The sequence below is a fragment of the Pantoea sp. ABR1s genome (assembly GCF_057812235.1).
In genome coordinates this window covers 1-17,869 of record NZ_JBSZSY010000003.1, presented here as the reverse complement: position 1 = coordinate 17,869, position 17,869 = coordinate 1, and the positions used below count along the sequence as shown (strand labels likewise).

At 52.2% G+C, this 17,869-nt stretch carries 14 protein-coding genes and 2 pseudogenes; 8 read left to right on the top strand and 8 right to left on the bottom strand.

What is annotated here, in order from left to right; genetic code table 11:
* The first annotated feature begins 45 nt into the window (after positions 1-45).
* Together ACXKZD_RS20490 and ACXKZD_RS20485 are read left to right on the top strand one after the other, a co-directional pair.
* Complete coding sequence (locus ACXKZD_RS20490) at positions 46-291, top strand: type II toxin-antitoxin system Phd/YefM family antitoxin (RefSeq protein ID WP_346530374.1); 246 nt, start codon at positions 46-48, stop codon at positions 289-291.
* Positions 272-550, top strand: a complete 279-nt coding sequence (locus tag ACXKZD_RS20485) for a Txe/YoeB family addiction module toxin (RefSeq protein ID WP_425028001.1) — start codon at positions 272-274, stop codon at positions 548-550. Before ACXKZD_RS20490 ends, ACXKZD_RS20485 begins: the two co-directional genes overlap by 20 nt.
* 681 nt (positions 551-1,231) lie before the next feature.
* On the opposite strand, the gene ACXKZD_RS20480 is transcribed toward ACXKZD_RS20485, so the two are convergent.
* Positions 1,232-2,260, bottom strand: coding sequence for a tyrosine-type recombinase/integrase (locus ACXKZD_RS20480; RefSeq protein ID WP_425028000.1), 1,029 nt, complete (start codon positions 2,258-2,260; stop codon positions 1,232-1,234).
* A gap of 655 nt (positions 2,261-2,915) precedes the next feature.
* Between ACXKZD_RS20480 and ACXKZD_RS20475 the strand changes: the two genes are divergently transcribed.
* The 5 genes and pseudogenes from ACXKZD_RS20475 to ACXKZD_RS20455 all read left to right on the top strand — a co-directional run bounded on the left by ACXKZD_RS20475 (position 2,916) and on the right by ACXKZD_RS20455 (position 6,764).
* A complete protein-coding gene (locus ACXKZD_RS20475) occupies positions 2,916-3,242 on the top strand; it encodes a hypothetical protein (protein ID WP_488982235.1) in 327 nt (108 codons plus the stop codon).
* A gap of 57 nt (positions 3,243-3,299) precedes the next feature.
* Positions 3,300-3,950 (top strand): annotated as a pseudogene (locus ACXKZD_RS20470) (YaaW family protein); the annotation flags it as partial.
* 83 nt (positions 3,951-4,033) lie between these two features.
* A pseudogene (locus ACXKZD_RS20465) lies at positions 4,034-5,145 on the top strand (IS3 family transposase).
* A gap of 357 nt (positions 5,146-5,502) precedes the next feature.
* Positions 5,503-5,841: a helix-turn-helix domain-containing protein gene (locus ACXKZD_RS20460; RefSeq protein WP_488982234.1), complete on the top strand. Its 339-nt coding sequence runs from the start codon at positions 5,503-5,505 to the stop codon at positions 5,839-5,841.
* Positions 5,838-6,764, top strand: coding sequence for an ISNCY family transposase (locus ACXKZD_RS20455; RefSeq protein ID WP_488982233.1), 927 nt, complete (start codon positions 5,838-5,840; stop codon positions 6,762-6,764). The genes ACXKZD_RS20460 and ACXKZD_RS20455 overlap by 4 nt, the downstream gene beginning before the upstream one ends.
* A gap of 62 nt (positions 6,765-6,826) precedes the next feature.
* Here ACXKZD_RS20455 and ACXKZD_RS20450 read toward each other — a convergent pair whose 3' ends face one another.
* Genes ACXKZD_RS20450 through ACXKZD_RS20435 form a run of 4 tightly spaced genes read right to left on the bottom strand, consistent with a single transcriptional unit; the run spans position 6,827 to position 11,079 of the window.
* A complete protein-coding gene (locus ACXKZD_RS20450; protein WP_425027996.1) occupies positions 6,827-7,348 on the bottom strand; it encodes a hypothetical protein in 522 nt (173 codons plus the stop codon).
* Between the two features lie 47 nt (positions 7,349-7,395).
* The gene (gene afaD, locus ACXKZD_RS20445) at positions 7,396-7,842 is read right to left on the bottom strand and encodes an AfaD family invasin (protein WP_250489737.1); all 447 of its coding nucleotides are present in this window, start codon (positions 7,840-7,842) and stop codon (positions 7,396-7,398) included.
* Complete coding sequence (locus ACXKZD_RS20440; protein WP_488982232.1) at positions 7,835-10,309, bottom strand: fimbria/pilus outer membrane usher protein; 2,475 nt, start codon at positions 10,307-10,309, stop codon at positions 7,835-7,837. The genes afaD and ACXKZD_RS20440 overlap by 8 nt, the downstream gene beginning before the upstream one ends.
* A gap of 35 nt (positions 10,310-10,344) precedes the next feature.
* Positions 10,345-11,079, bottom strand: a complete 735-nt coding sequence (locus ACXKZD_RS20435) for a fimbria/pilus periplasmic chaperone (protein WP_425027994.1) — start codon at positions 11,077-11,079, stop codon at positions 10,345-10,347.
* A 433-nt stretch (positions 11,080-11,512) separates the two neighbouring features.
* On the opposite strand from ACXKZD_RS20435, the gene ACXKZD_RS20430 reads away from it, so the two are divergent.
* Positions 11,513-12,508 carry a LysR family transcriptional regulator gene (locus ACXKZD_RS20430; RefSeq protein ID WP_488982249.1) on the top strand — a complete coding sequence of 332 codons (996 nt, stop codon included), beginning with the start codon at positions 11,513-11,515 and terminating at the stop codon, positions 12,506-12,508.
* 1,135 nt (positions 12,509-13,643) lie between these two features.
* On the opposite strand, the gene ACXKZD_RS20425 is transcribed toward ACXKZD_RS20430, so the two are convergent.
* The 3 genes from ACXKZD_RS20425 to ACXKZD_RS20415 all read right to left on the bottom strand — a co-directional run bounded on the left by ACXKZD_RS20425 (position 13,644) and on the right by ACXKZD_RS20415 (position 17,869).
* The gene (locus ACXKZD_RS20425; RefSeq protein ID WP_488982231.1) at positions 13,644-14,630 is read right to left on the bottom strand and encodes a ParB family protein; all 987 of its coding nucleotides are present in this window, start codon (positions 14,628-14,630) and stop codon (positions 13,644-13,646) included.
* Positions 14,627-15,835 (bottom strand): AAA family ATPase, encoded by a 1,209-nt coding sequence (locus ACXKZD_RS20420; RefSeq protein ID WP_425027991.1) that lies wholly within the window; start codon positions 15,833-15,835, stop codon positions 14,627-14,629. The genes ACXKZD_RS20425 and ACXKZD_RS20420 overlap by 4 nt, the downstream gene beginning before the upstream one ends.
* Before the next feature lie 1,167 nt (positions 15,836-17,002).
* A complete protein-coding gene (locus ACXKZD_RS20415) occupies positions 17,003-17,869 on the bottom strand; it encodes a RepB family plasmid replication initiator protein (RefSeq protein WP_425027990.1) in 867 nt (288 codons plus the stop codon).

The window sequence follows — 17,869 nt, the reverse complement described above, 5'->3', positions numbered from 1 at the left end:
GAGTACATGTTCCATAATAGCCGTCAACTGATGGGAGTTAATAACATGCATTCAATCAATTTTACCGATGCCCGCAAACATTTCGCAGATACGATGAAGCGGGTCACTGACGACGCCGAGCCTGTGCGCGTTATGCGCCGAGACGCACCTGATGTTGTGATAATCGATGCAGAAGAGTATGAGGCACTGATAGAAACGGTGTACCTGTTCAGCAACCCGGCAAACGCTGCGCATATTAATGAGTCAATGAAACAGGCGGAGCGGGGCGAGTTTGTCGAAGTGGAATATTAAGTTCACGAAAAATGGAGCTGACGATCTCAATTACTGGCGCGATACAGACAAAAAGAAGTTTGAACGCGTGCGGCAATTGCTTCACAGCATTGAGGCCGATCCGCTGACTGGCATTGGCAAACCTGAACGGTTACGGCATCACAAAGATCCAGCGCTCTATTCGCGACGCATCGATCAGAGCCACCGGCTGGTCTACTCAATCCAGAACGGAGAGATTATTATCTATGCAGCACGTTATCACTACGGCGATAAATCTTGATAATCAGTCAGCCCGCGTTTGCGGGCTTTTTCATGCCCGGCGGATAAGGAGGGATAAGATATGATGAACGTTCAGCCGGGAAGTATGAGGTATCTCTGGCGGGTAACGCATCCGTCGTAGCGACACATGCCGGGCGGGTGTGGAAGAATGCTCAGTGATCACGGGAAGATGACCTTCACACCCGGTAGTCTGACACCGTAACAGCCGCGCAAATCCTCAACAGCAAAACGGCCAGCCTATGGCCGGAATGTACCGGGATCGCAACTGGCGCGAAACCCTGACGATATGAGCAATCGGCTAACGTGACGCGTGGTTTGCGGGCGCGTCAGAAACGCCGAGAACGTTCCATCGTGCGGTGCCGGTGTTATTTTCTGACTCATAAGCCTGGCACCCTCCATCCGGACTGCCTTCCGCAGCTTACTAATTTATTAACTTATTAACCTATTAACGGAATGCATGCTGTGAATGTGACCTGCTCCCCGTTGATTACTTACAACACATGGCTATTTATAACTTGATTTCCTGTCTGCCCATGGCCAGTAGTCGCCGGTGTGATTGAGCCTGAAAGGGCCGGGAGGAGCGGGTCTACGGCCTCAGGCAAAAATATTTTAATAAGGAATGTTTCCTTTCAACGGGAGGCGGCCATACCAGGTTTTTTTAGCAGGGGCACAGCAGGCCAGACTAATCCTCATCTTCCATCAGCGTGACCATGGCCCCTTTATGCGCCTCGACCATGCGGATATACCGCATTACCGTCTGAGTCTGTGTCCACGTGCCTTCCTGCATGATCTGCGCAATGGATACGCCTTTTCTGGCCATATCCTGCGCGGCGCCGACGCGCGCGCTGTGGCCGCTCCAGCTGGCGTAACGCCCTTTATTGGTTTCCGCGCGGGTCGTCTGGCCAGCCTCCCGCCTTGCCCGGTGCCAGATGTCTTCCAGGCTGGGCGCACTCATGGGCGTGGTCGGAACGACGGTCACCTTATTTGACCGGTGAACGGGGCAGAACAGCACTGCCTCAGACTCGTCCGCCAGACCCGCCGCGCGAATCCATTTCATCAGCCGTTCTGAAGAACGCGCGCTCAGCGCTTTGACGATGCCGCCGGAATGCAGAATGGTTTTGGTCCACCCCACGTCGAGAATAACGCGGCCGTCAGCCGCGCGCGTGAGGTCGCGCACCCGCAGGCGTGACAGCTCGCTCATCCGCAGCAGGGTGCCGTATGCCACGTGGACGAAAGCCAGATCACGCAAGTGCTGCAGACGGGGCGAATGCTGCCATAGCTCATCCAGACGGTCGAGATCCGGACGGCAGAAGGGCACGGCCTGTCCCGTACGTTCGCCGGACATGATGGCGGTGCGGTTAATTTTCTTTCTGGCGCGCACCACGTCAGGTGATACCGTCGGAGGGACCAGCCCCGCGTTACGGTGTAACATTGAAATAAGCGCAGCGTGCACCGAAACAGTTGACGTCGATCGGCCGATTGCCTGTAGATGAAAGAGATAGTCCTGCAGATCCTCTGGCGACATGGGAAGGAACGAGCGCCGGTTTGCCTGCGACCAGCGCCAGCAGATTCGCATGACGCTCAGCAGCTGACGCCACGTGTTGGCCGAAAAGGCCTCTCGATGGCGGACGAACGCGGCCAGCCTTTCGGTCAGGTCATCATCCGGCGCCGCTCCGGGGATGAGACCGGTAAAAACGGAAAGATCGTTCATCCTGTTCAGTTTTCTCCCATGTACGCCCTGGCGACGCTACGTGAATTCTGAGGAAACAGCAGGGTGGTTACCCGCCAGATTTCACGTAGCGCTGCCTGTTTTTCAGTCACTTTTATGCCCGGCTACCACCTGTATAAACTGCCACAAAGGTCATGATCCGGCCCGGATCCGCATGATACAGGGTTTCTGCGGCCCTGTCTGGCCTTATATAATGATAATTATATAATGTTAGAATTCGAAGTTATCGTCTGGTCAGTAGGTGAGGACGAGATCCTCAAAGTCCATAAACTAAATATATGAAGCTAGCATTTTATAAAATGATCCAGTAACGGCAGTATGCTTACGACGGGGTAGGCTGATAAACCACTTATTATAAAAGGTTAATATTAATTTAGCGTCTGGTAATCAGTTGAAGGGCACTAACGTGGGTAGATTCATTTCCGAATCTATCGACTGATAAATAGCTTCTATTATGTGGTTCGCTTAGAGTCTTGAGGCTGTCATGAACGGTTAACGATATGAATATTTTCGGGAAATTTATTAATTATTTATTCCTGAAATGCAGAGCACTTAAAAAATAAAAAAAGCATTTTTTGCCTATGAACAATTTCACTTAGTGCCGATATCTTACTTTAAACTTAAAAGAGGTGGGAATATGAAGATCTCAAATAAATTAACGACTTACTTTACTTTTCTTCTATTGTTTTCATCTTTAGCAAAAGCTAAAGATAAAGAATGGTTTCTTGTTCCAAAATCAGACAGCGTGGATTTCAAAATCATCTGCACGGAGGGTGAAAAAACAATTTGGGGTATATATGAACGAGGCGGTACATCAGATTATCAGGTAGCAAGAAATATTTATATCGGACGGACCGATGATGGCAGAACGATTTTAAGTTTCATGCGCGGATTTATCAGTGCTGACAAGGAAACGACTTACATCCCCTCAGTCAATGTTAATTGTGAAGCTTCCGAAAAATAAACCATACTCATTGTATGAAGGACCAAAATTTCATTATGATAATTTAAAGGGGTAGTTATGGCATATCGTGAAGATGAAGATCTTTCATTTTTATCAAAGTGCACAGATTCGGATCTAAACGGATTAGTCGAATGCTTAATTTTTGATAAGGATGGAGAAACACGCTGGACTGAAGAACTTACTACTACCGATGCTTATAAAGCTTACAAGCCACAACATAGTAAATATTGGAGAGAAATTGCGGCAGAAGTACAATGTTTCGGAAGCAATACATTTGCCACCCTCATAAGAGGAGGTAGAGGGGTAAAGTAGAAAGAAGTTTTAATAGGCGCATTTGATAAAATGAAAGTTAATTATAATAAAAATAGTTCAGTTGAGATAATAGAACAATGTCTTCTTCTCAAAGTTTTGCAGGATGCACTAGATAAGATGACTTCAGAAGAATTAAAAGAATTTGCAGGTGAAATAGGTGTTAAAAACACAAGCGGGTTGACTCCAGAAACTTTAGTAACAGCCTTTCAGGTTATATTTAAAGCTGGCGGTTTCAAATCCTATAAGCTTACTTTAATTATTGCTAATTCAATTCTAAAAGCACTAATTGGAAGGGGGCTCAGTTTCGGTGGTAATATCCTCTTGACGCGTACTATGGCAGTTCTAACTGGGCCTATTGGATGGGCAATCACTGCAGCCTGGACATTGATAGATGTTGGAGTGTAAGTACCCCGCTTAACCGAACCATTCACTTTTAGAGATCTTCCGACATACTGATTATGTCCTCTGAGGAGATCGCCATGCGTAAAGCCCGATTCACCGAACACCAGATCATTGCCGTTCTGAAATCCGTCGAAGCCGGACGCACCGTCAGAGATGTCTGCCGCGAAGCGGGAATATCAGAGGCTTCGTACTACAACTGGAAAGCAAAGTATGGAGGTATGGAAGCCTCTGATATTAAAAAGATGAAAGGCCTGGAGGATGAAAACCGACACCTCAAACAGATGTTTGCTGATCTCAGCCTTGAATGCCGGGCACTGAAAGACGTCATCGAAAAAAAGCTTTAAAGACAGCGATAAAGCGGGAGCTCGTCAGCTATCTGGCGGCACAATTTGCCATGAGCATCCGCCAGGCGTGCAGGACATTACCGCTGAGCAGGACGGTGTATTTTTATCAGCCCGATACCCGGCGTGATGAACCGGTGATCCATGCACTGACTGAGCTGGCAGAACGCTATCCGCGCTACGGCTTTAAGAAGCTGTTCCAGCTGCTTCGCAGGCAGGGCAATATCTGGAACCATAAACGCGTTCACCGGATTTACTGCCTGCTGAAACTGAATTTCCGTCGTAAGGGAAAACAGCGGCTGCCCGTGCGTAATCCAGCACCACTGGCGACACCGCAAGCGTTAAACCAGAGCTGGTCCATCGATTTTATGCACGATGCGCTGGTCTGCGGCAGACGCTTCCGGACCTTCAATGTGGTGGATGATTTTAACCGTGAAGCGCTGGCGATAGAAATCGACCTTAATATCCCGGCTTAGCGAGTCGTCCGGGTGCTGGACAGGATCGTGGTAAACCGCGGCTACCCGCTGAAGATGCGGATGGACAATGGGCCGGAACGGGTCTCACTGGCGCTGGCACAATGGGCCGAAGAACATGGCGTGCAGCTTGAATTTATCAAGCCGGGTAAGCCAACACAGAACGCGTTTATCGAACGTTTTAACCGGACATACCGGACAGAAATCTTGGATTTTTACCTGTTCAGAACACTGAATGAAGGACGGGAAATTACAGAGCGCTGGCTGACGGAATATAACAGCGAGCGGCCTCATGAATCCCTGAACAACCTGACGCCGGAAGAATACCGGCTGATGGCTGAAAAACCGGAACTCTCAAAAAGTGTGTGGAACTAAAGCTGGGATACTTACAGGAGGGACAGCATACAGAGTAACAATTCCTGCAGTAATTCAGATCGCTGCCCTCAGAAGTAAAACAGCCAACTCATTAGCTGATGAAATAACCCTAGAATAAAATCAAGGTGGTTTCCTAATGAAACCACCTTAATCTATATCTTTTTCTAAAAATACTGTATATAAAAGGGAATATAATATACTCAGCGATACCCAAGGGGGTTAATTAATCTTCATTCTGGTATTAAATTTAACATAATTAGTATTGTGCGAATCCAATTTGATAATGTCACTTTTTAGCTAGTTCATAATGTCACCCAGATATGGTTCTTTTGCCACCTTTCTGGGAGATCTCTGCTGATGCTGGTGACCATGTCCAACAAAGAGCTTCACCGTCTTCCCGTCATTCAGGCTGTTATCGAAAAACGTCTGCGCCGCCGTGATGCTGCTTCACAGTTACAGCTCACTGAACGTCAGGTTCAGCGGTTGATTAACCGCTATCGCGAGTCCGGTGCTGCCGGGCTGACAAACGCGCGCCGTGGTAAACCCGGTACTCATCGGATTGATGATGCGCTGCGATGCCGGATACTGACGCTGCTACATGAAAATTACGTGGGTTTCGGACTCACACTTGCCGCAGAAAAGCTCCGGGAGGGTCACGGGACGCTGTCTCCGTTGAGACGCTGCGATGCTGGATGACTGCTGACGGACTCTGGATCCCGCAGGCTCGCCGTCAGCCCCGGGTATATCAGCCACGCCAGCGGCGGGATTGTCCTGGCAAACTTATCCAGATCGACGGCTCTCACCATGACTGGTTCGAAGGCCGTGCACCAAAATGCTGCCTTCTGGTTTACATTGATGATGCGACAAGCCGTCTGATGCACCTGCGCTTCTGCCAGAGTGAATCGGCATTTGATTACATGGTGGCGACGCGCGATTACATCGACAAACACGGCAAGCCGGTGGCGTTTTACAGCGATAAGCACACAGTATTCCGCGTCAGCCAGGCCGAAACACGCCGTACCGGCGTGACACAGTTTGGACGCGCTTTGCACGACCTGAACATCGAGCTTATCTGTGCCAACAGCTCGCAGGCCAAAGGTCGCGTCGAACGTGCGAATCTTACGCTTCAGGATCGGCTTGTAAAGGAGATGCGGCTGGAGAACATTTCCGGCATTGATAACGCGAATGCCTGGCTTGAGACATTTATCAGTGACTTCAACCGCCGCTTCGGCAGGCCGGCAACATACCCGAAAAATCTGCATCGGCCTGTGTCAGAAACGCGCGCAGAGCTGGATAATATTTTCGCCTGGCAGACGTTACGCACTCTCTCAACATCCCTGAGGTTCAGTACGATAAAATGCTTTATCTGGTTGAGCCTACGGAAGAAAACGCGCGCATTGCTGGCGAAAAAATCATCGCTTTCGATTATCCGGATGGCACGATTGCATTTCGCTACGGTGCCGGGGGGCGCAGATGCAGAGTATAAAAGCCCGCAGCATGCTGCATTCGGTGAAGCCGTACCGCCCCAGCTTGGCGGCCAGGTCCGTGGCGCTGAACGGGTGCATGGCCCGTCTGGTATCTGTGTTTTCTCTCATCAGTCTCACTGTTTTTTCCCGTGATGCCGGCAGGGTCCGTGCGGTTGCGCCGTCCTGCCGGCCATTAAAAATATCAGGTGGATTCGTTACGGATTGTATACGGCGCCCGTAACGCTGATGACGTAGTTGCCCGCTTTGGGCAGTTTCGATGATACAGCGTTAACGTTATAACCAAAATTATTGACATTTTGATTACTGAAAATGTAAATCCCTTCTGACGTTTCGATATAATCAGTGTCTTGTGATGTGGGATATACCCGATATTCCAGTTTGTAGTCATCCTTGAGGTTATGGCCTGTCGCATACGTTACAAACGCCTTACTACCAGGTGCGTCGGTGTTTAAGGCAAGCTGCGCACTTGCCCCGGCCTCCTTAATTCTCAGGTTACCCGTTGCAATCAGGCCAGAGGCCAGTGTTGGTGTGGAAGCCCCCGCCTTCAGTCCTTCAACAGGTGTCACGGTGTTTTCCAGCGTTATAGGCTGGTTGAGCGTCACGGTGGCGGTGGCGGTAGTCTTCTGCGTGATGCTGCCCGTAGTCACCAAATCCGCCATGGCCATCTGGTTGAAACAGACGGCGACGACAAGGGCGGTCAGTAAACGAATTTTCATGGTTTTTCCTCTGGTTTAGTATTTCCGAGCCGGCAGGATTGCCGGTCTCAGTCTGTTGTGGCCGCGCTCAGCGCCACGGCCCACGTGTCGGCGGCGGCGTTCTGGTCGCCGTCGGCCTCAATGCGGAATGCAACGCTGCGCTCCGCGTTAATCGTCATGATTCCGCCTTCCAGCGTCGGTCCCGGCTGCCATCCCTCTCCGCTCAGGCGCACCCGCAGGGTGTTACCAGCATGTCGCTGCCCGGTCAGTACGCAGCGGGTTGAGCTGCCGCCCGCCGCATCCGCAGCGCACCATAGCCGGAAGCCGCCATGCGGCGCGTCGCTGCTGACGCGGCCCCGCATCAGCAGCGTGCCGTCCCTGACCGGCCCGGCCTGCAGGCCGGGAGTGGCGGTCAGCTGAAGCACAGGGCCGGCCTGAGCGGCTCCCGCCACGGTCAGCAGCAGCCCCGTCAGGGCAAAATGCCAGCGCCGGGCACTGGCGGTTGCGTTATTCATGTTTTTCTCCGTGTTGTGCAGCCCGGCGACAGACCGCGCTGAAGGTGTAAAGGCCGGCCGGGCCCTTTTCTCCGGGCAGCCGGTAGTCCGCCTGACAGCTCTCGTTGTCCGCGCGCACCATCAGATGACCCGCAGGCGGCAGGCCGGTAAGAAAAGCCTGCCCGCTTCCGTCCGCGAGACCCGCGCTTCCGGCTTTTCCCGACACGCTCACCTGCGCCCCGAACGGCACGGGTGTACCGTTCGGGTGCCGAAGCGTGACCAGAGCCCGGGCGCCGGATCGCGTCCGGAAGGCCGCCATCACGACTGCACCGGCAGCTGGCACCACTCTCACATCGGTCTGCGGCACATCCACATCATCCTGCAGAGTGGTGGTGTCCAGGCTCACCAAATTGTCCTGATAGTCGGCCAGCCCGGACACGGAGGTGTAGCCTCGCCAGTCCGTACTGACGCCCGGCCACCCACCCACGCCCACGCCAGCGGCGCCGGGGGCACTCACCAGCGCAACCGTGTCGGCCAGCGGCTGGCTGAACGTAACCCCGTGCCGGTGAGCAATTACGCCGCCCGCCACGCTGACGTCGGCCTGTCGGCCCGACGCGCTGTAGCTGTAGCCGGCACTGGCCGTCCCGTAGGTGCCGGCCCACCCCGCATGCAGACTGCCACCCGTCGGGTCTGACCCGCTGCCGGGGCGGTAGCTTTCCCGCATGCTCCAGTCCAGCCGGTCGTTCACCGCCCGGCCGCTCAGCGCCACTTCCTGCGCCTGTGCGCCCTGAGTCGGGGCCGTCAGGCTCCAGCTGGCGCGGGTGCTCTGGCCGAGCGGCACGCTCAGCCACAGGCTCAGCAGACCGTCCTGGCAGCCGAGCCCGGTACGGCTCTGCTGCCAGCTGAGCGACACGGATGCGCCGTGCAGCGACGCGCTCCAGCTGGCGCCGTAACCGTAGTCCGGTCCGCTGCCGCCCCGCCAGTCCGTACGGGTGACGTTCAGACCCAGCCCGCCCGCCGCGCCCAGCGACTGGCTCACCTGCATCGTGCTGCGACCGCGCACTGACCGCCCTGCGTATCCCGCCGGGCGGTCAGTGCGCGGCCAGCGATCCAGGGTATCAGTCATAGACAGGTAGCCGGGTGAGGCATACTGCACGCTCGACAGGGCAAGGCCCGTTCCCGTGCCACCCAACTGGCTGCTGTATCGCACCCGCCAGGCAGCTCCCGCCCGTGCCCCGTCATACGGGGTGCGGGCACGTGCCGCCGTGGCGTCAGCCGAGACGGCACCCCAGCGGCCCAGCGAGCTTCCGAGCCCCAGTGATGCCCCGCTGTAGTATGCTGCCTCCTGCAGTCCGCCATAAAGAGTCAGTCCGCGGGGCAGCCCGTACATCAGGGTGGCCTGTGCGAACGGTGTCCGGGCAACCCCCACCTCAGACGGGCGGTAGCGGCCCGCGACCATGCTGTACCTGAGGTATCCTTCGTGCAGCGCCACGGCCGGCGTCTGCCACGGAACCGTAAAGAACTGGTTATGCCCGTCCGCCTCATACACCGTGACCTGCAGGTCGTCTCCGCCCTGCCCCGCAGGCAAATCCTCAATACTGAAAGGCCCGGGCGCGACCTGCAGCATCCTGAGCAGATAGCCATGCTGGCGTATCTCAATCCTGGCCCGGGTGCGCGCCACGCCCCTCACCGCAGGCGTGTAGCCGCGCTCGTCCGCCGGTATCATGGCTTCGTCTGTGGCAAGCATGGCGCCGGTGAACGGCACGCCGTCAAAAACGTCGCCGGAGGTGGTGCGCTCACCGAGCGTCAGGCGGCTCTTTATCTTCACGAACCCGCGCTCTGCCCAGGCGTAAGCCCGCTGCCAGCGTCCGCCACTCTGCCAGCTCAGGCTGCTGCGCACGCGCCACGGGCCGGCATTGATGCCCGGCTGCAACTGTGCCCACGATGTCTCCGCCGGGCCGCCGGGCTGGCCGGCCGTGCGTGAGGTGGCGGCGCTGTAGTTCATTCTGAAGGCGGTGATGCCGTTGTCCCAGAGCGCCTCCGGCGCAAGACCGCCGTAGTGCGGACGCAGGGCGGCCTGCGGAATGTTCAGTCTCAGCTGCAATGCCGCCACGTCCGCCGTCAACTGCGACTGCGGTATGGCCGACAGGCGGGCGCACGCTTTTTCGCCTTCGGCCAGCGCAGGCCAGGCCGCCGTATTGACTCCCCAGCGCAGCAGCTGTGCAACGCTCAGGCAAGGCTGCAGACTTTCTCCCGACGGCGCTTTTACCAGTCGCAGCGTGATGTCCTGGCTGTCAACCTGTTCGCCGTTAAGCAGAACGTCCATCCGGTAGGTGCCCGGCTGCTGCAGCCCCTGTTCAAGCAGTGACAGGTCCGCGTTTTTCGCCGTGCCGCCGAGCAGCGAGGCGTCAAAATGATACTGCTGCGCAGGCGCGCCGGAGGTAAAGCACACTACCGGCAGGGCCGTGATGAAAGCTGTACGACGCACGCGTCCCTCCGGCTCTTCGCGTTAAATCGGATAAATCAGTCAGCTCTGGCCTCAAACTGTCGGCTCTCGCCCCCCTGGTCGTTGATGACGCTCCACTTCACGTCCGTTGCCGAGCCTGCAGGCAGCGGCAGCGTCACGCTTCCCTGCGGCGGGACATAGGTCAGGTTACCGACCTCTTTCCCCCCCACGCTCACCGCCTTCAGGTTCATGTAAAATGGCGTCGGATTACTGACCCTTAACTCCTTACCTACGCGCGTCCAGGTGAGCGCGCCGGCCGAATCTTCCGGACTGCCCTTCAGGCCGGACGGCCTGAAAATCAGCTTGTCACACATGCTGATGGCCATGTTCACGGTCATCGACACCCCGGCTGCGTGACCAGACGCGTCGCCCGACGGCGGCAGCGCTTTCACGCACAACCAGTACAGGCTCTCCCGCGTCGGCGAAAGGCTGCCTCCGGTGCGGATAATACGCAGCCGGCTCTGCTGGTTTGCTTCAAGGCGGAACAGCGGCGGCGTGACCAGGAAGGGAGCCGGCGTTTTCTTGTCCTCGCCGGTCACCGTGGACTGGACCAGCATGGGGCGGTCCTGCGGGTTTGACACCGACAGCTGCGCCCCAGGCGCCCCTTCCGGGTAGATAACCCGTGTGGATCCGAGTGTTACGCGGAAAGCGTTAGAGCTCGTTGCTGGCTGGAGTACCCCCGCTGTTGCAGAGAGGCACTGGGTAAGCAAAACTCCGGCCAGCAGGGTTTTAGTGATTATTGAATGGTTCATGCGATGGTCCCGTTATATTTACGCCGTCAGACAAAATACAGGTGCCGTCTGCCTGAAAGGGATAAACGCGGCGGCCTGTCAACTGAGGTCTTAATTCAGGACGCGAATCATAGTGACGGGAAGGGGCTGAGAAAACCCATCAGGGGTTAACCCGTCGTTAACTTTCAGGAAAGGTTCAAGCGTACAGAGCAGGAAGGGGGGCTATACTTCGTGTCCACGGTATGAATACCCGTTGGCTATACCCCAGGTAATCATTATTAACGGACAACTCCTTTGCTCAGTGTTTTCACAAGGCGGCTCACCGCCGGCGTCAGGGCTTGATAACAAAGTGTTCTCATTTAAACTATCCTGTATTCCCATAATCCCCCCCCTGACAGAGGTGTTGAAAAACACATCAGCTCTGCTTTTTGCACACACTGACTAAGGAACCATGATGGATAAGGATAATAACCGTGGTATGCGGGACTGGCTTATCTTCATCCGCACAGCAGAATCCGGGAGCATTTCAGAGGCTGCCCGGCAGTTGAATATAAGTACCGCAGCCGTCAGCAAGGCCGTCGGTCGCTTGGAGAATTATCTGGGTGCGATACTGTTTAGCCGGACGTCGCAGGGAATGAACCTGACCGAAACGGGCCTGACAACGCTAAACCGTGCAAGGGAGATCACTGAGTCCTTTTATTCGCTGCTTGAGGACATCCGTAATCCGGACAATGAAATAAAGGGACATATCCGTCTGACGGCACCCGCCATCGTGTGTGAGTTTCTGGCCAATGAATGGGTCTTCGATTATGCGCAGATGCATCCGAAAGTGAAGGTGTTCCTCGACGCGCGTGAACGCAGCGATCTTAGCCGGGAATCCCCCGAACTGGATGACCTGGTATTGCGCAGTGGTAGGATTGAAAGTGAAGACCTGGTGCACAGAAAGCTGTCTCCCCTGAAGCTTGTGCTGTGTGCCAGTCCCCGTTATCTTCAGCAGCATCCGGTCATTTCTCATCCGCGCGACCTGGAAAATCATCAGCTTCTGGGGATGCACCATCACGGCCTTGCAGGTCCGATCCTGTTTTTCAGGGGAGAAGAGTCCTATGCGCTGGAGCGGGATGCTGAAACAGGCATCTCATCAAACAACCTGTTCGCTATGTTGAACCTGGCGATTCAGGGGTGCGGGATCAGCGTCGCCACGCCCGGCTGGCTGGCTTCCGGTTATATGAGGCGTGGACAAATTGAAATCATTCTGCCGGAATGGAATATACCTGACCTCCCGGTCTGGCTTATCTGGCGTCAGCGCCCCCGACACACCAGGATTTTCACTGATTTTTGCAATTATATCGAGGAACGCTGGAATACGCGCCCGCAGCTGATTGCTGATGACCACGCGGCGCCTCTGCTGCAGCCCGATTTTCTTGCACGGCATGACACCAGAAAACCGTAACCGCCCAGTGCTCATTGATAAGCGTGGCATCGCTTTCATCATTCCACAGACTTCACCGAATGTTTTGTCTGTACACTGTAAAACGAACAGCACGGAAAAAAGCGCAGCGGAAAATTCTAGGCTGGCTGAACCATGCAATGTCCTTGATGTCCCTGAATGAATGGAGGACGTTATGGAAGTGTTGATCACTACACTCAAGGCAATTCGTGTTGCCCTCAGCGTGATTATCTTTTTGTTTGAATTTATGCGTTAACAGCTCCCCTGCCGGTCAAGGCCGGCAGGGCCATTTACCTATCGTTGAAGCCCTTATCCCTGGTGGCCTTTTTATACAAGCCCCTGAAAAGCATATTAAGTAAATTCTGTCTATTTCCGACAATTATCCCTAACTTACCCACCGTTTCTGTGGATAAGGTTGCATGTAGTGGTTCTACCAGCTGATATACATACTATATGTAGCTCCTGCTGCGCCATTTTCTGCTGACGCGCTCGATTGCAGACTGTATAACGGCTTCGCTGATCACACCCGGTAGTACTGTAGTATTCGCAGCTGTTGCGTGTTCAGATAGCATAATAATGCCTTGGCGTCCCCGTCAGGCCCAGCATTTCTGGCCGGTTAATCATAATGCAATGATACGATCAGCCAGCGAGTTTTCTCTCATATTGACTTCCCGTGCCCCGGCTGTATCTACTGCTTCTATTATTATGAATAACCGATATGCCCGCTGTCTGTTAAGGGTTCAAAATCTGATGTAACGTCGCAATACAGGGATTAAAATTTTGAGATGAACAGCAGAGTCCGGCTCAGAATAAGGGGTGTACTGATTGAAGATTATATGAAGGGAGAAACGTGAGTCAGATAAAGCCTCTCTCCTGTTCAGCCTCACTGAGAATTGCATTTTTAAACTAAATTGAATTTTAATCCGATAATCACTCGTTCTTTCTTCATGCTTAACATTGATCAGTTTAAGGTCTGTGTTGCTTTAGCCAGACCTGGCTCTGTAATATGCAGGTAATTAAAGAACGTTTGCTTCCGGGAATTTCAGACTGAAATTTTTATGGTTTTTATTTTAAAAACAGCGGTTTAAAGTTTTTTTTGCGGGGAATCCCTTCTGAATTTCCCGCAACTGGCACTAAGTTATGCGCCTTTTGCCTTCACAACCATACGCTCGATGACGCTTCTGACCGCGGCATCAAGTTCAGCCTGACAGGCTGCAGAAAGGCGCGAGAATTCATAGGTAACCACCCGTTTATCTGAATCCGTTTTCTTTCTGGCAAACTGCTTTTTATCAGCAAATTCAGCCAGTTTTTCAGTCACGACTTTCTTGCTGGCCGATCCTTTTTTGGGCTCTGCGCTTTCAGCGCGAAAATAACTGATTATCTTTGCCTTATAGGTGGGATCCCCCCTGTCGTAATGCGCGTCACTTTCGATACGTGCACGGACATGGCCAGCAAACTCCTCCGTGCTGATGCCTCTCGCACGGGCTCTCTCAGTCACCTCAAGCAGAATCTGGTAGTCACTGATTGAGAGTTCACTGACCGAAGGAAAAACTGCAATGATCTCGTCTGGAACTGCAGCCGCCTGAAACGCCCGGGTGACCTTAGCCGCAGAAAGTCCTTCTGCGGCGGCAATATCAGACTGATTCATATCTGCAGGATACATCAGCTTTAATCGTTTACCGAGTTCACGAAGCGTATGTTCTCTGGCAGTCTGAATGTCAGCGGCCAGCTGTCTGGCATCAGAAAGAGACAACGCATCACGCGTCACCAGCACTTCAAAGGCGGTCCCGTTGTAAAGGCAGGCGGCCCGACGGCGTGAACCATCGAGAATCTCTGTACGTCCGTCTACCTCCCGGCCAATAGCGGGAAAGAACTGCTGCAGTCTGATGGTACGGGAAATATCACTGACCGATTCGCGCGTCAGAAAGGCCTGGTCACGACCATTAACGGTTGCGTCTACAAAAGTCTGTGCTTCAATGTGATCATGCAGAAACTTTGTCAGAACAAAACGGGCCTGAGCGCCAGACTTCAGGGTGAACACCCGCTCGCTGTCTGACTCACTCATCATTTTCGAAAAACTTGAGTTACCCAGCTGCCGGCCCAGCTTCACCATTTCTTTCTTCATTTCACACCCCTGATGAACTCGATCCTTTTAAATACAGCCTGAGTAAAGCGTTCTGCTTCCCGTTTTGCCTTTTTGAGCGCTTCAGCACTGCCCGGATAAGAACCGGGATCGGCGCTGATGATAGTATCAAAGCTCTCACCACAACGTTCAAAGCCATCAAGCCGTGGCAGTGCCGCATCAAGAATGTAAGACGTAAAGACGTCGCGAGCCAGACCATGCGTCATCTCATGATCACGTTTTGAGGTCATTTTCGACATAAAGCCGATATTCCCTTTTATACGTGGTGTGATTCCCTCTTCTTCAAGCTGCTCAATCATTTCAGGCAGTCGGGTGAGATATTTCAGAGTGGAGTGAAAATCCACCTGTGCCGGCGGCGTGGGTGTGAGCAGTAAATCGCTTGCCGCGAGAGCATTCAGCATAAAGGCATCAAGGTGAGGACCGGTATCAATAAAGATAAAATCATAATCCCCGCCAACACGGTCAATGATAGTGCGGCGCAGAACCTCTGAGGGTAACTTGTCCGGCAGGTGTTCTCTGACGAGATCATTCCACTGACTGGCAATGAAACCATCGTCTATGGAAGCAGGGATCACATCCACACCAGGAATGATTGTGGGTTTGATAATGTCTTCACGGAGCTGCTCAGCGTCAAGATCGTTAAGCATTGCCTGTGCAGCCGTCTCCATTATGGAGCCAATGCTGTTTTGCTGGCTGAGAAACATGGTGCTGGAGGCCTGGGGATCAAGATCAACCACAAGCACACGAAGATCATGCTGTAGAAGGTCCTGATGAACACGTAAACCATGTGCAAGCGTCACCGTGCTCACGGTTTTCGAAACACCGCCCTTAAGATTCACAACAAAGATGACAAAGGGACCTTCCCCGGTGTGCAAATCACGGTATTTAGGCACTTTGCGGTGAGCGTAAATATCAACAACGTCTTTAATGGTCAGAGCATAGTGTCGGGTATTACCGGCATCTTTTCTGCCGAATACATGCCCCTGCGCTTCCATTTCATCGATCGCCTGCTCAACTGCACGCCGGCTGAGTTTAGGAAGGTTAGCCACAGAGTTACGTGTGAATGTCTGGTAGTACTGATCTAGGCCAAACTCATTTCGTCTTAAGGATATATCGTCACTCATACTGCGCAACATTGCGCTTGCCCTGCGCGCGGTCTCATCCACGCCACCATAATGACTTTTCATTTAACCGTTCCGTTGTCAATTTTTATGTTGATTGTACATGTTAAAAAAGTCAGAGCAACAATTTTCGAAAAGACATGGATTAATTGTACATTCAAATAATATATTGCTCACTGTACCGCGCTTTTTCTGTCAAAAGTGAAGTCCTGGTAATGAAGTAATTACAGTCACAGGATAAGTGATGCACTTAGATTAAGACAAATTTAGCCCATACTTTAAAACATACAACATACTGTTTTTATTATAATTTATTTGTTTATTTCAAACTGAAATTCCCTTTAACTCAGCGAGGATCAGCAATGTCTTTCAGATAATTTGCAGATGATCTTTGTACAGTTTTTGTAAGTTTTTTTAGGACATTCATGCTTGCTTCAATAAATTTAGCGGATGCACCATTTTGATTAAAACTGAGTTAGGTCATTTCTCCTTAGAGGGTTAAAAGACTCATCTACTCGACCTTATAGACACCCCAATCTCTGCCATAGAAGACTTACGACTCATAGCATCAACGATTAAACAATAAATCGTGTGTGCTGGTGGGAAATGGTTATCCTGAAAGAGAATGTGTGCTGGCGGGATGTCATTATCCCAAAGGAAAATGTGTGCTGGCGGGTATTAAAAAGAACAGGACTTAAACATGTGTGCTGGCGGTTCTGTTTATAGGCAGCCCTATAAAAGCCATCTATAACGGGCTATATGCGGCCACTGACTTATAAGCTGGATGCACATTTACTTTGCCGAAGCAAAAAGATGCAGGCTGGCAGGCTATTTTCTTCTTTTTGGATACAGAAATGTGTGCTGGAGGGATACGAGTTCAGGTAAAACTAAAAATGTTCTATGGCCGGTCAAGCCCGTCCGAAAGTCACGATCATGTATGCTGGCGGAAAACTGAGCCTTAAGGACTCCAAAAAATGTGTGCTGGCAGGATGGGCTTTCCAGAATGACTCATACTTATGTGCGTTAGCTGGAGATTCATGTGTGCTGGAGGGAATCAGCTGTGCTTAAAATACCCGATAGTGTGTGCTGACGGGCTGCTGTTCAGAGTCAGAGCACTTTATATATGCCCAGGAAGGTTTCCGGAACAATGCATTGCCTGAACATGTGCGCTGGCGGACTAGCATAATTGCTATTCTGAAGTGGAGGCTGTCTAGGGTTCCCGATAGCACACATTCAGATGTCAGACGGTTTAAGTTTTGGATTACGCTTATGAATAATAACGAAATTTTCCCGCGCTTTACGGACCAGGGAGAATTCCAGGTAACCTATCTTTTGTAACTGCTCAAGCGCTTTTTTGATTGTGCGGTTTTGTTCGCTTACAGAACTGCTGAGAGAGAGACGTTCACGTAAACGTGAAAAGCTTACCGGAATAGGATTAGCTGGAAGGCTTTCAATGAAAGTGTAAATAGCCTGAGCCGCTTCCTTCTTGGGTAGTGCTTTGATTGCATGTTGCTGAAGAAGAACTCTGTAGTCCAACTGAAACAGTTCCCAGAGTTTCTCATCAGCTTCAAGCTGGACGATATCTTTTTCAGCATCAAAGTAGCCGGTTTTCAAAAGCCCTGTCTGATAACTTCCCTTAGCATCACGTCCACGTTTGAAAGAGATTGATTTATTACGTAATTTTCCCAAAGACTCATGGATTGAAAGGCGCAGCCTGCCGTCTATACGTTTAGCAGAAAAGCCACACCCTTTAGCAAACTCGGTGAATTTCAGTTCAATTTTATTCGATGTCAGTCCGTATCGGCTGAAAGCATAGATAACTCCTATCCACACTTTAAAGTCACTATCCATATCGAGTCGCGGACCTGAAATATTGATATGATCGTAACCTTCAGCCCGAGCAATCTCTAACTGTGAAAACAATTCCGAAGCATCAACAATATTGTTTTCACCCTGTGATTTCGTGGGTTTAGGAACAAAAACACCAAGGCGCATCAGTGCAACTGGCTGAACAGTATTGTTAGAATTAACTGTGAGCTGTTTATCTTTACTGACCATGTCACTATAAAGTGCATCGCCAATGAATGACTTATCTATCAT

What these genes read in the sequence shown, in the direction of transcription:
- ACXKZD_RS20490 (WP_346530374.1), top strand. Translation starts at nt 46, where the DNA reads ATGCATTCAATCAATTTTACCGATGCCCGCAAACATTTCGCAGATACG.
- ACXKZD_RS20480 (WP_425028000.1), bottom strand. Translation starts at nt 2,260, where the DNA reads ATGAACGATCTTTCCGTTTTTACCGGTCTCATCCCCGGAGCGGCGCCG.
- ACXKZD_RS20475 (WP_488982235.1), top strand. Translation starts at nt 2,916, where the DNA reads ATGAAGATCTCAAATAAATTAACGACTTACTTTACTTTTCTTCTATTG.
- ACXKZD_RS20460 (WP_488982234.1), top strand. Translation starts at nt 5,503, where the DNA reads ATGCTGGTGACCATGTCCAACAAAGAGCTTCACCGTCTTCCCGTCATT.
- ACXKZD_RS20455 (WP_488982233.1), top strand. Translation starts at nt 5,838, where the DNA reads ATGACTGCTGACGGACTCTGGATCCCGCAGGCTCGCCGTCAGCCCCGG.
- ACXKZD_RS20450 (WP_425027996.1), bottom strand. Translation starts at nt 7,348, where the DNA reads ATGAAAATTCGTTTACTGACCGCCCTTGTCGTCGCCGTCTGTTTCAAC.
- afaD (WP_250489737.1), bottom strand. Translation starts at nt 7,842, where the DNA reads ATGAATAACGCAACCGCCAGTGCCCGGCGCTGGCATTTTGCCCTGACG.
- ACXKZD_RS20435 (WP_425027994.1), bottom strand. Translation starts at nt 11,079, where the DNA reads ATGAACCATTCAATAATCACTAAAACCCTGCTGGCCGGAGTTTTGCTT.
- ACXKZD_RS20430 (WP_488982249.1), top strand. Translation starts at nt 11,513, where the DNA reads ATGGATAAGGATAATAACCGTGGTATGCGGGACTGGCTTATCTTCATC.
- ACXKZD_RS20425 (WP_488982231.1), bottom strand. Translation starts at nt 14,630, where the DNA reads ATGAAGAAAGAAATGGTGAAGCTGGGCCGGCAGCTGGGTAACTCAAGT.
- ACXKZD_RS20420 (WP_425027991.1), bottom strand. Translation starts at nt 15,835, where the DNA reads ATGAAAAGTCATTATGGTGGCGTGGATGAGACCGCGCGCAGGGCAAGC.
- ACXKZD_RS20415 (WP_425027990.1), bottom strand. Translation starts at nt 17,869, where the DNA reads ATGATAGATAAGTCATTCATTGGCGATGCACTTTATAGTGACATGGTC.